Raw genomic sequence first — 19,425 nt, forward strand, 5'->3', positions numbered from 1 at the left:
GATTTTAAATTTTAGTGCTTATTTTTTACTAATATTCATCATATTTATCACCAAAATTAAATGTGAGTGAGAATCGTAATGTATTTTCTAAAGGATTTTTTATTTTTGATGTTGAAAACAAATAGGAAACATCTACTTTGACCACATTGTATTTGAATCCTGCACCAAGAGAGAAAAATTGTCTTGCTCCTTTATTTGGATTCTCGTGAAAGTAACCTGCACGCAATGCAAATGAGTCTTGGTAGGAATATTCTGCTCCAGCTGAGTAAGTGAATTCTTTTAATTCTTCACTAAATCCACCAGATGCATCAGAAAAGGAATTTGTTGCGCCTTGAAACCAGCCTATTGAATTGTATTTTTCTCTTGCTAATGCATAGTCCTTCGAGTCTATAGTATTGTCTCCATTTAAATCTACTATGGTTTGTGGAGATGGAACTAATAGTTTGCTCACTTCTAAATTTAAAGCTACTTTATTATAATCATCAAGAATGAAATCAAATCCAGTTCCTATTTTTAAATTAGCAGGAAGGAAATTACTGCTAAGTTGGGTATTGTCATAGCTGATTTTTGGACCTAAATTTTGAATATTGAAACCAGCTCTCCATCGACCATTAAAATCATTATAGGCTTGTTCTTCTGATTGAAAATAACCAGCAATATCAACTGCAAATGAGCTGGCGCCAGAAGCATCTCCATTATCTGTTGCTACTTTAAGACTAGAATTAATAAATCTTGCAGCAACTGCCATGGAGAATTTTTCACTTAATTTTAAAGAATAAGAACCGTCAAAAGCAAATTCACTTGGAGAAACAATTCTTGGAACTTCATTTGGATCACCTGTTTCACGTAATTCGATATTTCCTAAACCAAAATACCTAAAACTTCCCGCAAAAGCACTTCTTTCGTTTACTCTATTGTAATACGTTAATTGACCTAATGAGATATCGTTTACTAAGTCAGTAAGATAAGGAGTGTAGCTAATCGAAAAACCTTGTTTGTCTATTGCAAAAGCATATTTTGCTGGGTTCCATTGTTGCGAAAAAGCATCAGCAGAAGTAGCTACACCTTGGTCTGCCATACCTGCTGCTCTTGCATCAGCAGCAACTAATAAAAATGGGACACCAGTAGTGATTACGTTTTCTTGCGCTTGAGCAAATGTAAATACAAATAAACATACAAAAAGGAACAGCGTTTTTTTCATTGGTTTGTAATATTAAAGGAACAAATATAGTATTTTATTAAAGGATAACAAGTTTTTCAAATTTTTCGGTTTTTGTATTTGTCAAGTTAGACTTAACGGTGAGTTTATAAACATAAACTCCTTTTCCTATTTTATTTCCAAAATCATCTTTTCCGTCCCAAGTGATTTCTTTTGATAAGAATCCTTCAGTTGTAATGATTTGGTTTTGTGTCCAAACTACTTTTCCAGTTATTGTCATCACTTGAACTTGAACTTCTAATGGTTCATAAGGTCTGTTGTGAGAAAACCAGAACTGTGTATAATTGACAAAAGGGTTGGGGTAATTCAACACATGTGTCAATGTTAATGATTCATTTCCTGCAACTACAAATTGAATCTCGGCAGTTATGGGATTATTATAAACGTCCCAGGCCTTGAATGTTATTGTATGAAGACCAACAGCTAGATTCCGAAATGGAAAACGAAGGGATCCTTTTGTATAATCATCCAAGTTCGTTTGATAATAATCGTTTACTATATACGGATTGTTTACATCTCCGTCTAATATTGCTACCATATCATGACCTATTCCACTTGCGGTATTCAATCCGCTTTCATCTTCCAATTTTGCCAATAAGAACGGCGATTCATTAGTGATACCACCTGACACAAATGTTTCGTCATTCATATATAACTGCACTCTTGGACTAATATTGTCTACAATAACATTTTCATTAATTCCTCCTATTTTAATACTTGTACTATAGCCAGTTTGGTTTTCGAAAAATTGGTTCTTTTTAGCATAAAAGCTAATTTTCCCATAGTCTAAAGGAATACGAATGTCTCTTGGAACAATAAAGCTAAATTCAAATTGTCCGTTTGTAATTGAAGCATTTCCTCTAAAAATTGTTTCACCTAAAGCTTTGAAATTTATTGTTGAGTTATTTCCATCGTTATTTAAAGTAGTCCTAGAAATTATCTTGTCAAATATTATTGTGGAAAGTTCTCCCTTGTAATTTGTTAACGGAGTGTCATTTTCATCTGTTATTTCCCCAGATATTTTCATTTTTGCCAAAGATTTAAAATCATCAAAAGCTTGCGCCACTGGGATGTCATTTACTTTTGTTAATTTTATTTTGGGTTTAGGGATGGCAAGCATAAGCGCTGGGTCGCCAATGTAGAATACAACATTTGTAGAAGAGTTTGGGTTGCTGTTTTTCGCCAATCGTAATGCTTCGGCAATGGTTGTATATTGATTTGAATTGTATGAAAATAAATATTTGGCTAAAACATCATTAAAATTTTCGGCGCTAAATTGTCCGATTTCTCGAATTGTGGTTAGCATTGAAATGGCACCGCCTTTTGGATTCCAATAAGTGTACTCTCCGGCAGTGGGACGTGAAGGGTTGTCAAATCTGGAAAAATCACAAGTTATGGTAATGAATAAAGGGTATTTGTATTGATTGCTCAGATTTTGACCATCAGTTTTTTCCCAAATGCGTTCACTTGCCAATCCATCTTCACCACCATGACCTAAATAATTAAAAACAAGAGCTCCTTTTTCGAAAGCGCTGAAAATTTCTGTTCTTGCTTTAGGATAGCGAGAACCTCCAGCAGAAGCTTCTTGAACATAAGAATCTAATAGTATTTTTGTGGCATTCATAAATGGTTTAGCTGAAACAATGTTGTCAGTTAAACTATTTTGTCTACTTTGTAAGCTGATATCTGTAGATTTGTCGGCGTCGTCGCTTATCATTACAAAATTATTTCTCCAACTTCCGTATGATTTTTGATCATGGTATTCAATTACTTTGTTCACCATTTCTTCAGCTTGGGCGGCGTCATTATTCAACATTCTTCCTACTGCAATATCTATTCCGCCAAATGATGAAATTACATTTCCTTCATTATCATCCATTAATCCATAAAAATCATCAGATGCGAAGGATGATTCTCCTGTCGTATTACTATTTAAAGCATGGTAAATTGGTACGACATTAGTATTGTTAACGGTTCTGTTTTTATAGTCGTAAGAAGCATCACCAAAAAGGTTAACGTATTTGATTCTTTTTTCATTTGAAGAAGCATTTTGATAAATGTATTTAATGCAATTCCGAATAGCGGCAATATCTTGCTTTCCGGATGAAAATTCTTGATATATTGTTTCAAGTGAAATTACTTTGACATTCAAATTGGAATAGGAACGGTGAAAATTGGCTAATTTTTCAGCTTGAGTACTTAACGATGCTGGAGTAATAATAACATAGTCAATGTCTTGAAATGTACCTTGATCATTTTTAAAAATAGTTCCTTTTATATTCTGATTAGCGATTTTTGGTTTGCTTGTTTTTAAAGGCGTGTAATAGTCTAAAGCATCAATAGCAACGTATTTTTTAACTTCTCCTAAAGTTGATTTAAAAGAGATTGAAGCTTGATTGTTATTTTCGATTTTAGTGATATTTTGACGGTCTGTAACGTCCCAAATCTGAGAAATTCCACTTGCATTAGAAATGGTATAAGTTGCAATTCCAGCAGTGGCGTTCGCTAAGTCATATTTAAACAAAAATTGTTTGCCAAAGCCTTGCAATTTACTTTTAGCAGTAAGACTAATTTTGTCGAGATACCCTTTTGATCCTGCAACTCCATTGTTATTATAGGACAATTTTATTTTTATGTTTTCAGATCCTGTAATTACAGTGTTTGAAGGTAAATTACCAACATTAAATATGGTACTGCTAGAATTTGGATTAAGTGCTGCAATTGATAGGGTTCCTGCGGCTATGTCATTTGCGGTCACTTTAAATGATGTGTTCGTATAGGCAATACCTGCTGCAGAAATACTAAGTTTCACTGGCATAGAGGTGTCAATATTTGGAAAACTGAACACGAACTCTTGATCCTGTTTAATTTCAAAAGATTCACCGTACCACTGGCGGCCTAGACGAGCAATGTTTATCAGGTCTAATTCATGAAACTGGTCGTCGTCATAAGAAGTTAAGGTTAATGTACTACTTCCGCTTGGTTGAGTTAAATTTTCGATTCGTTTTCCATCATTTCCTTGGACAGTAATATAGTAATATGATTTAGTGTCATATAAATTAACATAGGTTTGACTTTCAGCATTCCAAGTATCAACTCCCTCAGCATAAAAGAGGATGTAGTCATCATTATTAAAAACGCCGTCACTTTCACCAATTACTTGAATGGCGTTTTCGGCTAAATCATTTGGATAGGAAATACTATTGGATAATGGTAACATGCGACCTCCATTTCCAAATAATTTTAATTTTTTAGGATCAATTTTACTCACATCGAGACCTAATTGTTGCAAAAAACTTTTGGAGATTTTATAAACTCCTGATTTTTCAACATAAAATTGATACCAATCTCCTGTTGCTAATACAGAATTGATTGTTTGACTTGTTTTTTTGTTAGTTTGTGCAATTCTAGAAGAATTAGAATTGCTAATGGAATATGAAAATGATTTGATTCTTTTGTATCCAAGTTCATCTTTCACAATTGGTGAGAGGGTCAAAAAACTTTGACTTAGATCTCTCGATTTGTCTGTTTTTATAGATGCCGAAGGTGATTTTGGGATGTTTTCAAGGTTTAGATCTCCCAGTTTTTCAACAGCAATTGACTCATAAACTATATTTGTAATTTGCACAGACTTTTCATCGGAAGAAACCGATTCGCTTAGATTTAAGGAGTATAAAAGAGTCTTTTTTGAGGCGTCGTAATAATAATAACTTCCGGTAAATTGAGGGACATTAATTTTAGAATCACCAAAAAACATTTCTGTTTTTTCAAGCCATTCAATAGTTATATCTCCTTTAATTTGAGAAAATGAGAGGAATGGAATTAAGGATATGCAAATCAAAAATATTTTTTTCATTGTTTTTTTAACGTATTTTGGAACATATTATTGCAATCTGTAAAAATATACCATTTAGTGTAATTATAAATAATAAAAAGTATAAATTTGCGTTCAAGTTGTGTATATAATCTGAATATATAATAGACCTACTATAAATTATTAAAAAAAAAGTTTGTTGCGATTTAATCGTAAATTATTATATTGCACCACCTAAATTATTACCTATTAAAGAGTATGAAAGTAAACAAAATAAGAGTCTTACAGTTGATATTGTCAATAATGATGATAGTAAGTTTTGCTAGTTGTAGTAAAAAATCTAGCTCAAAAAGTGCGTCAAGAGCTACAGGCTGGAATGTAGATGGCAGAAAAGCTTCCGCAAATAAGAATCAAGAGGCAGGTCCAGGGCTAATATTTGTAGAAGGTGGAACTTTTACAATGGGTAAAGTTGAAGATGATGTTATGCATGATTGGAATAATACTGCAACTCAACAGCATGTTCAGTCCTTTTATATGGACGAAACCGAGGTGACTAATGCTATGTATTTAGAGTATTTAGACTGGGTTAAGAAAGTGTTCCCGCCAACCGAAGAAAATTATAAAAACATTTACTTAGGAGCATCCCCAGACACACTTGTTTGGAGAGATAGATTGGGTTATAATGAAACTATGACCAACAATTACTTAAGACATCCTTCTTATGCCAATTATCCGGTTGTAGGAGTCAACTGGTTACAAGCAGTAGAATTTAGTAATTGGAGAACGCAACGTGTAAATGAAGCGTTACTTGAAAAAAACGGTTATCTTAAAAAGAATGCCAAAACAAATGATGTTTCAGCGGAACAAAATTTTGATACTGAAACCTATTTGAATTCTCCAACGTCAGCTTATGGAGGTAATGCTGAAATTGTTTTGCCAGGAAAAAAAGGTGCTAGAAAACCTGCTAGGGCTGGAAAAGATGGAAAAACAGTCGAGGCAACAAATATATATGCGCAAAGATCTTCTGGGATTCTTCTACCTGAATATAGACTTCCTACTGAAGCAGAATGGGAATATGCAGCTGCTGCAGATGTGGGGCAAAGAGAATATAACATTTATAAAGGACAAAAAAAATATCCTTGGTCAGGAAGTTATACACGTTCTGGAAAAAGACAAAGCAAAGGAGATCAATTGGCCAACTTCAAACAGGGCAATGGAGACTATGGTGGAATTGCAGGATGGTCTGACGATGGTGCCGATATTACAAATGCTGTAAAAAGCTATCCAGCAAATGATTTTGGATTATATGATATGGCTGGTAATGTTGCCGAATGGGTTATGGATGTTTACAGACCTATAATTGATAATGAAGCAAACGATTTCAATTATTTTAGAGGAAATAAATACACCAAAAATAAAATTGGAAAAGACGGTAAAATTGAAGTTATTACTGCTGAAAATATTAAATATGATACTTTAAGCAATGGAAAAATAATAGCAAGAGCTTTTCCAGGTCAAATTGCTCAAGTACCAGTTGATGAAAAAGAAACTTATTTGAGAATCAATTTTGATAAAAGTGACAATGTCAATTATAGAGATGGTGACAAACAATCTTCTAAATATTTCAAATTTTCTGACTCTGAATCTGATCCTAAAAAAATAGAAAGCGAAAGAATGTATAATTCTCCTGAGCACAATGTAACTACAGATAGTTTAGGGCAAATGGTTAGAAAATACGATAAATCAAATAATAGAACAACTTTGATAAACGACAACATCAGAGTTTATAAAGGAGGTTCTTGGAGAGATAGAGCCTATTGGTTAGATCCAGCTCAAAGAAGGTATTTTCCTCAAGATATGGCAACTGATTATATAGGATTTAGATGCGCAATGTCTAAAGTAGGTCCAAAATCTTTAAAAAGAAAATCAGCTAGAAATTAAAAAACTAATTTATAATACAAGTAAAAGCCCTTTGATTAGGGCTTTTACTTTTTTAAATCTATTTTAGATATGGATATCAATCACATTCATAGGTTATTTTTAAAATGCAATTCAGTTTCAATAGACACTCGAAAAATCGAACAAAAATCAATGTTTGTTGCAATTAAAGGTGAAAATTTTGACGCCAATACTTTTGCTCTAGAAGCGCTTCAAAAAGGAGCTTCTTATGTGATAATTGATAATACAGATTATTACATTGACCACAGAACCATTCTGGTAGATAATAGTCTAAATACACTACAGGAATTGGCTAAATTTCATAGACAGTATTTAAAAGTGCCTATAATTGCTCTTACTGGTAGTAATGGTAAAACCACTACTAAAGAACTTATCAATGCTGTGCTTTCAAAAAAGTACAAAACTAAAGCCACCGTTGGTAATTTAAACAATCATATTGGTGTTCCTTTAACATTATTGTCTTTTACCACTGAAACAGAAGTTGGTATTGTGGAAATGGGAGCCAACCATAAAAAAGAAATTGAATTTCTTTGTGAATTAGCTCAGCCTGATTTTGGTTATATAACTAATTTCGGGAAGGCTCATTTAGATGGATTTGGAGGAGTAGAAGGTGTTATTGAAGGTAAAAGTGAAATGTACGTCTATCTTTCGGAAAACAACAAATTAGTTTTTGTGAATTTGGACGATCCAATCCAAATAGAAAGGACTAAAAATATAAAAACGTTTACATTTGGAATTAAAAAAGAAAATGCAAATGTGGATATACATTCCATAACGGCAAATCCTTTTGTTGTTATTTTTTATTCTAATTTTAGAATTGAAACTCATTTAATTGGCTTGTATAATGCTAATAATATAAATGCGGCACTCACAATTGGGAAATACTTTGAAGTGGCTGATTTAGCAATACAAGAAGCTTTGGAAGGATATGTTCCGGAGAACAACAGGTCTCAACTTTTGACCAAGGGAACAAACCAGATTATTCTAGATGCCTATAATGCTAATCCGAGTAGTATGGCCGTTGCAATTCAGAATTTTGTGCAACTCGATTCTCAGTGCAAGATTATGATTTTAGGGGACATGTTTGAGTTAGGCGAAGATAGTCTTAGAGAACATCAGGAAATTGTGGAAGCTCTTTTGAATGAAACTGACATTGCTTGTTACTTTATTGGCAAAGATTTTTATTTAAACAAAAGCGATAGAAAAGACTTTCATTTCTATGAAACCTTTGATGAGTTTTCAAATTATATAAAAAAGAATAAGATAGAAAATAGTTCCATTCTAATTAAAGGATCTAGAGGAATGGCTTTAGAACGAACATTAGAATTTTTGTAAGAAAGAAATTTGAAAATAATAAAAAGCGTCATCATTTACTTAGGAGACGCTTTTTGAATTTATAAATAGTATTAAAAAGGGATTTGATGTTCTTTTTTAATTCAGTCATTTTTTCATCCTCGAAAATAGGACAAAAGAAAGTTTATTTTTCTTATATTTTGGAAAATTAATCTAGCATAATTTTTAAAGTAGAATTCTTTTTGGTTTGATTTTAGAAAAATTACTTATTAAAAATTCAATATTTTATATAAAAAAATAGAGGTATTGCTTTTTATACGACGTTTTTTTATAGAATTAATTTTATTTCAAATTATTTCGCATATTGTTTCTGCTAATTTACCTATACATTAGCTCATCAATTGTCTGAAATTGGCACTTTTATTTTTTATATTGTTATAAGAAGTGCTATTATAAGTGGCTGATTATCTTGGTATTATTGGTTTTTCATGTATTGTTGTAGAATGTTTATTTTGTATAGTTTTTATGTACTTCAAAATACAAGGTTCAGTTTTTTCTTTATTAAGTTTACTAAAATTAATTAATCTAAAAACTTATTATTATGAAAAAACTTTTCTTTTTAATTATGCTAATGATTTCGTCATTAGGATTTTCCCAGCAAGAGCTCATTGAAAATTTTGAATCCACTCCTCCTTCAACATATACATTTGCAGGGTTTGAAGGGTTAGGTAGCGCCTCTATTGTAGCAGATCCAGCTGCTGGTGGAACCAGATTGAATGGATTAAAACTTGTAAGTGTGTCAACTGGTAATCCTTGGCAAGGGGCTGAGGTTATATTACAAACTAGTAAAATTAGATTGACTACTGATAAAACAGTTAAGGTAGATGTTTATTCATCTCAAGCATTTACAATGTTAGGGAAAATGGAAATGGGAGGGCCTGCCTCTGCTGCTTCAGCAACATATAATACACCTGGTGTATGGCAAACACTTACTTTTACATTTACTCAAGCATTAGATGGTACGGCTACTGCTAATGGAGATTATTCTAAAATTGTTTTTTTTCCTGGTTGGAAAGCTGATAATTCAGGATTTCAAACTCCTGCTAACTTTACAGTTTATGTAGATAATATTACTGCAGTAAAAGCAGTTATTGCACCTGATGCACTTCCTGGTACAGCTGCGCCAACACCTCCAAATAGAAATGCATCTGATGTATATTCACTATTTAGTGATACTTATGCAAATATTCCTATAGATACTTGGTCAGCACCATGGGATGATTCAGATATTGTTGATTTACAGATAGCCGGTAATAATACTAAAAAAATTACGTTTACTAATTTTCTTGGAGTAGATTTCAGTGTTGCAGGGCATCATCTTAACGCAACTGCAATGGAACGTTTTCATATTGATATTTGGACTGAAACCGCAACTTTAGATAAAAGTTTCAATTTTAAATTTTCAAATTGGAATGGAGGAGCTGCTGAAGCAAATGCGATTTCATTCTCTACTACAAATGCTAGTAGCCCAGCATTACCGAACCCAAATCCTGGAACATGGATATCTATTGATGTACCATTGACTGCAATGGCCGGTTTAAGAAATGATTTGGCACAGTTTATAATTACCTCAAATTTGGGTATTGTTTATGTTGATAATATTTATTTATACAAAGGAACTTCTTTAGGAACCACTAAATTTGAAACTTCAAATATAGAAATGTATCCTAATCCTGTTAAAAACACCTTGAATATTTCAGCAGATGCAAGTATAAACAAAATTTCTGTGTATAATGTTTTAGGACAAGAAGTTATCACTTCAAGTCCAAAAAGCAATTCTATAACAATACAAACAAGTTTCCTTTCTAAGGGAGTTTATGTTGTTAAAGCTGAAATTGATGGAAAGGTTAGTACAACTAAATTTGTAAAAGAATAAATTTTATCAAATAGTTTTTAAGAGGTGCGTTTAGAAATAAACGCACCTCTTTTGTTTTAATATAAATATATTGATATATTTATATCATTAATGTTGTTATACTTATTCAAAATGGTAAAAAACAAACTTATAGCTTTTTTTTATTTTTCTATTTTTTTTAGTTTTTCATTAAGTTTCTCTCAAGAGTTACCGCCTATTGTAAAATATACAACGGATACCTATGGAGCTGGGAATCAAAACTGGATGATTTCTCAAGATCAAAATCAATTTATCTTTTTTGCTAATAATGAAGGTTTATTAGAGTATAATGGTTCGAATTGGCAATTGTATCCATCACCCAATGAAACCATTATTCGCTCGGTTAAAGTAATTGGGGATAAAATATATACAGGTAGTTATATGGAATTTGGTTTTTGGAATCGAAACTCAAATGGATTATTAAGCTATACATCATTAAGTAAGCCAATAGAGAACCGAATTCTTAAAGAGGAACAATTTTGGAATATTTTGAATTATGATCAATGGGTCATTTTCCAATCCTTGAATCGTATTTATATTTATGACACTAAAATTGGAAGTTTCAAAATATTAGCGCCTAGTAATGAAATTATTAAGTCATTTAGGACTCCTCATTCTATTTATTTTCAAATATCCAATCAAGGACTCTTTGAAATTGATTCAGGTAAAAGTAAATTGGTCTCAAATGAACCCATTTTAAAAAGAAATAGAATAGTTAATCTTTTCGCACAGGGTGATGATCTTTTAGTATTAACTCAAAATCAAGGGTTTTATAAATTATTGGGAGGTAATTTAGTTAAATTTAATACCGAAGCTGATTCCAAAATAATGCAGAGCAGTGTGTATAGTTGTGAATTATTATCTGAAGGGAATATTGCAATTGGTACTGTGTCCAATGGTATTATTATATTAAATGAAGAAGGTAAAATAAAACATCAAATCTCTCAAGCAAATGGTTTAAGTAATAATACTGTCCTTTCTTTGTTTGAAGATAAAGAGAGTAATTTGTGGGTAGGTTTAGATAACGGTATTAATTGTATCAATTTAAAATCGCCTATACAAAGTTATATAGATGATTCAGGTGTATTGGGAACTGTTTATTGTTCAGAACTTTATAAAGGAAAGCTATATATTGGGACTAATCAGGGCTTGTTTTATAAAAATTATCAAAGTAATGAATCATTTCATTTCATAAATGGTACAAAAGGACAAGTTTGGAGCCTATATTTATATGACGACACCTTGTTTTGTGGACATGATAAAGGCACATTTATAATAAATAATGATAAAGCACTAAATATCTTTTCTTCAACAGGGACTTGGAATTTTAGGGCAGTTCCAAATCATAAAGACCTTATTTTACAAGGGAATTATTATGGAATTTCAGTACTTGAAAAGAAAAATAATCAATGGCAATTTAGAAATAAAATAAAGGGATTTGATTATTCATCAAAATATTTTGAAATAAATGCGAATGATGCCATTTATGTAAGCCATGAATATAAAGGAGTTTTTAGATTGCTTTTTGATAAAGATTTGTTTGCAATAAACGCATTTACAACTTATAAGTACCCCGGAAAAGGTAAAAATTCCTGTTTGATAAAATTTAACAATGCCATTTATTACTCTTATAAGGAAGGTGTTTTTAAACTCAATAATAAAACCAAACAATTTAATAAAGACAAGCTGTTGAGTTCTGTTTTTGAGAATGATTTGTTTACCTCTGGAAAGATGATTGTAGATAATTCAAATAAATTGTGGTTGTTTTCAAAAAATCATATTAATTATTATGCTGCAAATAAATTAAATAATAAGTTAAGTAAGAGTAGTATACCTATCCCAGTTTCATTAACAAATTCGATGTTGGGTTATGAAAACATTACTCAACTTTCCAATTCAATATACTTTTTTGGTACTACCGATGGATATTATCTGTTAAACATTAATAATTTATACAATGATGATTATCAAGTCTCCATTTCTAAAATAGTTACAAATGTATTAGATGAAACGGTTCATATTGATGATGTTCTTAAATTAGGTGTTTTTAAACATGATGAAAATAATATAACCATTAGTTATACCGTTCCTGAATACAACAAATATATTAATACTGAATACCAATATATTTTAGAAGGATTTCAAGACAAATGGACAGATTGGCATACAGAATCATCTGCAAATTTTAAAAACTTGTCTCCAGGAGATTATGTATTTAAATTAAGAGCCAAATATGCTAATTCAGATATCAAAAACACAGAAATATATTCATTTACTATTTTAAGACCTTGGTATAAAACAAATCTTGCAATTGCATTTTACATTCTCTTGTTTTTTATTCTAAACCATTTTGTTATTAAAAAATACAATACTTATCATAAGAGACAAAAAGAAAAACTAATTGAAGAAAATAATTTATTATTAGAATTTAAAGAGCTTGAAAATGAGAAACAAATGATGTATATAAAAAACGAACAGCTTTCTCAAGATGTAAATGTTATCAATAGAGAATTAGCAGCATCAACAATGAGTTTAAATAGCAAAAATGAATTGCTGGCTTTTATTAAAGAAGATTTGAAAAAAACGTCAGAAAGTGAAAGTAGGAGTATTAAATCAGTAATATCTACCATTAATAAGAACATTTCAAAAGATGATTCTTGGAATGTTTTTCAAGAAGCTTTTGATCATACAGATAAGGATTTTTTAAAAAAGCTAAAAGAAGCACATCCGTCGTTAACTCCAAACGATTTGAGATTATGCGCATATCTACGATTAAACCTTTCCTCCAAAGAAATAGCACCTTTACTAAATATTTCTGTACGAAGTGTAGAGATAAAAAGATATCGTTTGCGTAAAAAAATCGATTTGTCTCACCAACAAGGCTTGGTTGAGTATATACTAGCTGTATAGTTCGTTTAAGAGAAGAATTTAAAACTATACATTACCACAACATTTCGTAAATGTTGTGGTTTTTTTATTTCATTTACCTAGAATTAATGTTGAGTGATTCTCAGTGTTTTCTGGTGATGTTTGTAGATTATATTAAAACGAAGTGTTTTTTTTTGATTTGTATGTTTTTTATAAGGGTTATTTTTAGTTTTACTTTAATTAGTTATACTTATTTTTACTTTATCAAAAATTAATCAAATTATAGGTTTTTACTTAAATGGCACTAAACAGGTAAACACCATTAAATAGTTTCTTTTTTGTATTAATTAAGTAAAAATATTATTCAACTCAATTAAATATATCTTATGAAGAAAAATATTTTATTCCTAGTCTTTTGGTCCTTTACATTCGCAATTTATTCGCAGGCAAATAAGGTGTCATTAGAAAAAAATAATGAAGAAACAAGGCTTGTTATCAATGGAGAAGATTTCATGATAAATGGAGTGAATTGGGATTATTTTCCTATTGGAACAAATTTCAATTATAGTCTTTGGAAACAACCAGAGAGTGTCATTCAGCAAGCTTTAGATGATGAAATGTCATTGCTTAAAAATATGGGAGTTAATACCATTAGAGTTTATAGTGGTATACCTAAAAAATGGATCGAGTATATCTATACTAATTATGGAATATATACCATGTTGAACCACACTTTTGGTCGTTATGGTTTGACTATAGACGGGGTTTGGGTTCCTACAACAGAATATTCAGATGCTAAAACGCGAAATTTGCTTTTGAAAGAAACAAAAGAAATGGTGGCAGAATATAAAGACACAAAAGGGCTGCTACTGTTTTTATTAGGGAACGAAAATAATTATGGGTTATTTTGGGATGGAGCAGACACGGAGAATATTCCAATGGAAGACAGGAAATCTACAAAACGTGCCCAGGCAATGTATCAATTGTTTAATGATGCAGTAGTAGAAATGAAAGCTATTGATAATTCACATCCAATGGCGATATGCAACGGTGATTTATTGTTTTTAGATATAATTGCAAAAGAATGTCCAGATGTAGATATTTTAGGTGTAAATGCTTATAGAGGAATTTCATTTGGAGATATTTTTGAGCGTGTTAAAAAAGAATATGGTAAACCTATCTTGTTTTCAGAATTTGGTTCTGACGCTTTTAATGCTATTGCTAATGAAGAAGATCAAAATGCACAAGCAGCAATTCTTAAAGGGAATTGGAAAGAAATATATGAAAACGCTGCGGGCATTGGTAAAAGCGGAAATTCATTAGGTGGATTTACGTTTCAATTTAGTGATGGCTGGTGGAAATATGGGCAAACTAAAAATTTAGACATTCACGATACTAACGCTTCGTGGTCTAATGGTGGATATGTTTTTGACTTTTCAAAGGGTGAAAACAACATGAATGAAGAATGGTTTGGAATTTGTGCCAAAGGACCAACGGATTCTAAAGGGAATTATCAATTGTATCCAAGATCAGCCTATTATATTTTAAAAGAAGTACACCAATTAAATCCATATACCAAAGGGAAATCAGTAAGTGAAATTGACAATTATTTTAATAAAATCCAGATTTTAGATGGATCCCTTAAAGCGAGAAGTGACAAAGCGGCGTTAGAAGCACAAAAAGGAGGGAAAATAAAATTCTCTAGATTAGCTGCTGAATTTACCACTTTCAATACAGGTGGTAGTTTAATTACAACTCCAAAAGAAGCTCCTACTAACAATACATCATATCCTAACAAACTTGGTTTTGACCATATGGAGTCTTATTTTATTGGAGTTGAAGGTAACCCTGTCTCTAATATGACTGCTAATGTAGAGTTCAATATTCTTGGAAATGTAGCTCTTAATCCTATTGACGAGGTGTTTTATGAAAACAGAGGGCGTCCTGTTGTAGTAAATAGCAATAATGGAGATGTTACTTTGCAAGACGTTAATCGTGTACAAGTATACAGAGCAAGTTATAAATGGGACGAAAAATTATTTAATTTAAACGGTTTTTATAGAACCGGTCATTACCATTGGGGATATGAAGGCGATTTCTTTGGCTTGTATCCAGAAGCCAATTATGGACCGAATATAGACATCTATAACGGTAGTGCTCCATTTGGTTTTGAAGTAGAAGGAAAAAAAATATTCAAAGGTTTAAAATTAGCTTTTGGTCCGCAACTTTGGTGGGGTGCCAATCCAGCTATTTTACTTAAATATTCTAAACAAGTCGGGAAATATGATTTAACCGGTGTTTTTCACGAAGATCTAGAACAACGTGGCGCAACTGAAAGTTCTTTTGCTGTTCCTCAACCTAAAACAAGAAGATTTACATTGCATGCCAATAGAAAATTTGGAAATTTAAGTGTTGATTTAGGAGGTATATGGGCTGGTCAACCGCTCAATGGTAGAGATTATCAAGTAATGAGGGGAAATCAAGTCTTTTTAAATCAAATTGAATCCAAAGACAATTGGGGTGGAAAAATGAAATTGACCTATTTAGGAGGCAAATTCAATTGGTACGGACAAACTGCTGCACAAGGATTAGTTGCTTCTGGTGGTGCCGATCTTACTCAAACTTTTGCTGGTTGGAGACTGAAAGATAGTGGAAGCGGGAATCAGTATAACTTTTTAACAGGTTTTACTTATACTGTAGGTAAATTACAAATAGCGCCTAACTTCTTATGGCAAGAACCAGTAGAAGGTCCAGTAACAACGGATGTCGCTGCGCCAGGTAGATCTAGAAATATTCTAGATGATCCTTTTGTAGTAAGAGCCAACAGAAAGCAAGTAGCAGGTGAGTTATTATTGACTTATGATCCAACACCAGGTACTTGGATGTATGATTGGGATAATGACCGCTCAGAAGATGCCAAATTTGCCGTAAGTGCAGGATTTGTATTTCGCCATTTGCCTACTTCTCAAGATGCAGCCATTGGGATTTTAGCTAACGGAAGAACCACTTTTGCTTTTCCAGGAGCGGCTCCTGCTAAAGATTTATGGGAAGCTCAAGCAAGAATCGTATCAAAATTAAATTCTGATTTTGGTTTTATAGCTAATATATATGGTGGACCAGCTCAAAGTAATGGTAGTGATGCCAGAACAATTGATCGTTTTGGTTTGGATTTTAAAATGCTTTATAAAAAAGTGAAATTAAATTCAACTGTAAAAGTTAACGATTGGGGGCCTTATGATTATCACAGAGATTTCAATTTAACATATCCAATGCAGTTAATGACTGATCTTTCATTTGGAATTGGTAAACAAGATTGGTTTATACTTCCAGGTACAAGAATTGGTTTAAGAGGTACATGGCGTTCATTAGATCAATATTCAAATAGATATAATCCAACTCAAATAGTAAACGTTGCGGGGAATTTAGTTCCTGATCCTACGGCAGTTGGGTTTCCTAATGGTCAAGAGTGGGAAATAAGAACCTATCTTCAAATAAACATTGGTAATTAATAATATATAGATATGAAAACATATTCAATTTTTAAATATAAAAAAACAGGACTTGCCCTTATGAGTTTACTACTTGTATTGGGATGTCAAAATGACGATGCCGATTTACAAACAGCTAAATACTCTAATAATCCAAACGTATTTATTGATAGTTTTAGTGGTGGTCTAGAATATGCAGCTTTTAGTGGGACTGACATATTTGCTTTTCAAGTAGATAACAAAGTTGCCTATAATAATACAAGTGCATCCATGCGTTTTGATGTTCCTAATGTGAATGATCCTGCTGGTTCTTATGCTGGCGGGGCATTTTTCACTAAAGTAGGTAAAGATCTTACAAGTTATAATGCATTAACTTTTTGGGCTAAATCATTACAAACTGCTACTATTGGAACGGTTGGTTTTGGATTAGATTTAGGGGAAAATAAATATCAAGCCTCACTTACAAACTTAAAATTAAGTACTGTTTGGAAAAAATATATTATTCCTATTCCAGATCCATCTAAATTAAAAATAGAGAAAGGAATGTTTTATATTTCTGCTGGACCTGATCAAAATGGGAATGGTTTTTCATTTTGGGTAGATGAGGTTAAATTCGAAAAATTAGGAACAATCGCGCTTGGCGAAGGTTCAATATTAAATGGAGTTAATAAAACCGAAACTTCTTTTGTGGGAGTGAAAAAAACTATTGATGGCTTAACTTCCATATTTAATTTGCCAAATGGTATCAACCAAGCGGTCAGTTTATCACCTGCTTATTTTGTGTTTTCATCTTCTAATCCTTCTGCAGCTACTGTTGATAATCTTGGTAAAGTAACAATTCTTGCTGCGGGAACTGCTGTGATTACTGCAAAACTTGGTGAAGCAACAGCAAAAGGATCATTAACAATTAATTCTTTGGGATCTTTTACGCACGCTCCAACACCTGCACAAGATGCTGCTAAAGTGCTTTCTATTTATAGTGATAAATATACAAATGCATCAGTAGAATATTTCAATGGTTATTGGGCACCTTATCAAACTACAACATCTGCAGACTTTGTTGTCGATGGAGATAATGTATTGAATTATGCCAATTTCAATTTTGTTGGTATTCAATTTAGTAAGCCAACTGTTAGTGTGTCGAATATGTCCCATTTACATTTAGATCTTTTTATGCCAAATGCAATCACATCGGGGGCAAACTTTAAAGTACAAGTGGTCGATTTTGGTGCAGATGGAGTTTTTGGTGGGTCAGATGATACGAGTTCAACAGTGACTTTTGTTGGTCCAACACTGGTTTCTCAAAGTTGGATTGGATTGAATATCCCATTGTCAAGTTTAACGGGATTATTAGCTAAAGATCATATTGGTCAAATAATTTTAAGCGGTACAAATATTACAGGTTTTTATGCAGATAATATTTATTTTTATGACGATGGCAGTGTAATTCCGTCGGTTCCTGTAACTGCAGCTCCAACACCAACTACTGCTGCTTCAAATGTGCTCTCCATTTTTAGTGATGCCTATACCAATGTAGCCGCTACAAATTTTAATCCTAGTTGGGGGCAAAGTACCGTTGCAACACAAATACTAATTGCAGGAAATAATACACTTAAATATGCGGGACTTAATTATCAAGGAATAGAACTAGGCAGTGCTCAAAATGTATCCTCAAAAGGCTTTTTGCATTTAGATTATTATTCTTCTAATTCAACGAGTTTAAAAGTTTATCTGATAAGTCCTGGACCAGTTGAAAAAGCGTATACAATATCAGTGCCTTCCATTGGAGGATGGAAAAGTATAGATATTCCTTTAACTGCTTTTTCACCAGTAAATTTAAGCAATATCATTCAATTGAAATTTGATGGAAACGGAAATATTTATCTGGACAATATTTACTTCAAAAATTAAAAAACAGAAACAGATGGAAAACACTTTTTTATTTAAAAGATATGACCTCGTATTAACCTTTGTACTAATGATTTTATTAGTTAGTTGTAACGTAGATGACAAACAAAAGTTAGAAGATAATAACTGGCAATTGACTTGGAGCGATGAATTTGATGGTGCTTCAGGCTCACTTCCTGATGCCACTAAATGGGCTTTTGATATCGGTACTGGTAATAATGGTTGGGGTAATAGTGAATTAGAATATTATACCAAGAGATCTGAAAATATTTCTTTAAATGGAAAGGGTAATTTAGTAATCACAGCAATCAAAGAAAGTTTTCAAGGTTCTTCATACACTTCAGCAAGAATCAAGACAAAAGGAATATTCGAACAGCAGTATGGGCGTTTTGAAGCTCGACTTCAAACACCATATGGTCAAGGATTATGGCCAGCCTTTTGGATGCTTGGAAATAATGATGATTCTGTTTCTTGGCCATTATGTGGTGAAATTGACATAATGGAATTAAGAGGACAAGCGCCAAGTACAATGAGTAGTGCGTTACACGGTCCAGGCTATTCTGGTGCAAATCCAATTTTAAAAAGTTACACTTTGATTAACGATCGGTTTGACACCAATTTCCACATTTTTGCTGTAGAATGGGATGAAAATAAAATTGATTTTTTCGTAGATAGTTATTTGTTTCATAGGGTTAATAAATCAGATGTGGAAGCTAAAGGACAATGGGTCTATGACCATCCTTTCTTTTTAATTTTAAACTTAGCCGTTGGAGGCAATTTTCTAGGATCTCCAAATTCTCAAACCTCATTTCCACAAAAAATGACGATCGATTACGTGAGAGTTTATAAATAAGCTCATTTAGTTTATTCGATCTTGTTATTGTTGGTTAAAATTTACATTAGATTTTGTAATAAAGTCTAA

9 protein-coding genes are annotated in these 19,425 nt (G+C 32.2%); 7 read left to right on the forward strand and 2 right to left on the reverse strand.

Features of this window, described 5'->3' with window-relative positions:
- Positions 1-28 precede the first annotated feature (28 nt).
- Positions 29-1,201, reverse strand: coding sequence for a type IX secretion system outer membrane channel protein PorV (porV, locus tag E0F76_RS13615; RefSeq protein ID WP_132007091.1), 1,173 nt, complete (start codon positions 1,199-1,201; stop codon positions 29-31).
- Positions 1,202-1,238: 37 nt separating this feature from the next.
- Entirely contained in the window at positions 1,239-5,075 is a 3,837-nt protein-coding gene (porU, locus tag E0F76_RS13620; RefSeq protein WP_132007094.1) for a type IX secretion system sortase PorU, read from the reverse strand.
- Between the two features lie 216 nt (positions 5,076-5,291).
- Between porU and gldJ the strand changes: the two genes are divergently transcribed.
- From gldJ to E0F76_RS13655, 7 genes are all read left to right on the forward strand, one after another.
- A complete protein-coding gene (gldJ, locus tag E0F76_RS13625; RefSeq protein ID WP_132007097.1) occupies positions 5,292-6,974 on the forward strand; it encodes a gliding motility lipoprotein GldJ in 1,683 nt (560 codons plus the stop codon).
- Between the two features lie 69 nt (positions 6,975-7,043).
- Positions 7,044-8,327, forward strand: coding sequence for a UDP-N-acetylmuramoyl-tripeptide--D-alanyl-D-alanine ligase (locus tag E0F76_RS13630; protein WP_132007100.1), 1,284 nt, complete (start codon positions 7,044-7,046; stop codon positions 8,325-8,327).
- Between the two features lie 559 nt (positions 8,328-8,886).
- Positions 8,887-10,221 carry a T9SS type A sorting domain-containing protein gene (locus E0F76_RS13635; RefSeq protein WP_132007103.1) on the forward strand — a complete coding sequence of 445 codons (1,335 nt, stop codon included), beginning with the start codon at positions 8,887-8,889 and terminating at the stop codon, positions 10,219-10,221.
- Positions 10,222-10,332: 111 nt separating this feature from the next.
- The gene (locus E0F76_RS13640) at positions 10,333-13,149 is read left to right on the forward strand and encodes a helix-turn-helix and ligand-binding sensor domain-containing protein (RefSeq protein ID WP_246022065.1); all 2,817 of its coding nucleotides are present in this window, start codon (positions 10,333-10,335) and stop codon (positions 13,147-13,149) included.
- A gap of 344 nt (positions 13,150-13,493) precedes the next feature.
- Positions 13,494-16,616, forward strand: a complete 3,123-nt coding sequence (locus E0F76_RS13645) for a glycoside hydrolase 5 family protein (protein WP_132007106.1) — start codon at positions 13,494-13,496, stop codon at positions 16,614-16,616.
- A 12-nt stretch (positions 16,617-16,628) separates the two neighbouring features.
- The gene (locus E0F76_RS13650) at positions 16,629-18,506 is read left to right on the forward strand and encodes an Ig-like domain-containing protein (RefSeq protein ID WP_132007109.1); all 1,878 of its coding nucleotides are present in this window, start codon (positions 16,629-16,631) and stop codon (positions 18,504-18,506) included.
- A 13-nt stretch (positions 18,507-18,519) separates the two neighbouring features.
- Positions 18,520-19,356 carry a glycoside hydrolase family 16 protein gene (locus E0F76_RS13655; RefSeq protein WP_132007112.1) on the forward strand — a complete coding sequence of 279 codons (837 nt, stop codon included), beginning with the start codon at positions 18,520-18,522 and terminating at the stop codon, positions 19,354-19,356.
- Positions 19,357-19,425: the final 69 nt, after the last annotated feature.

Origin of the sequence: Flavobacterium cellulosilyticum, assembly GCF_004349355.1 — a bacterium.
Lineage (GTDB): Bacteria > Bacteroidota > Bacteroidia > Flavobacteriales > Flavobacteriaceae > Flavobacterium > Flavobacterium cellulosilyticum.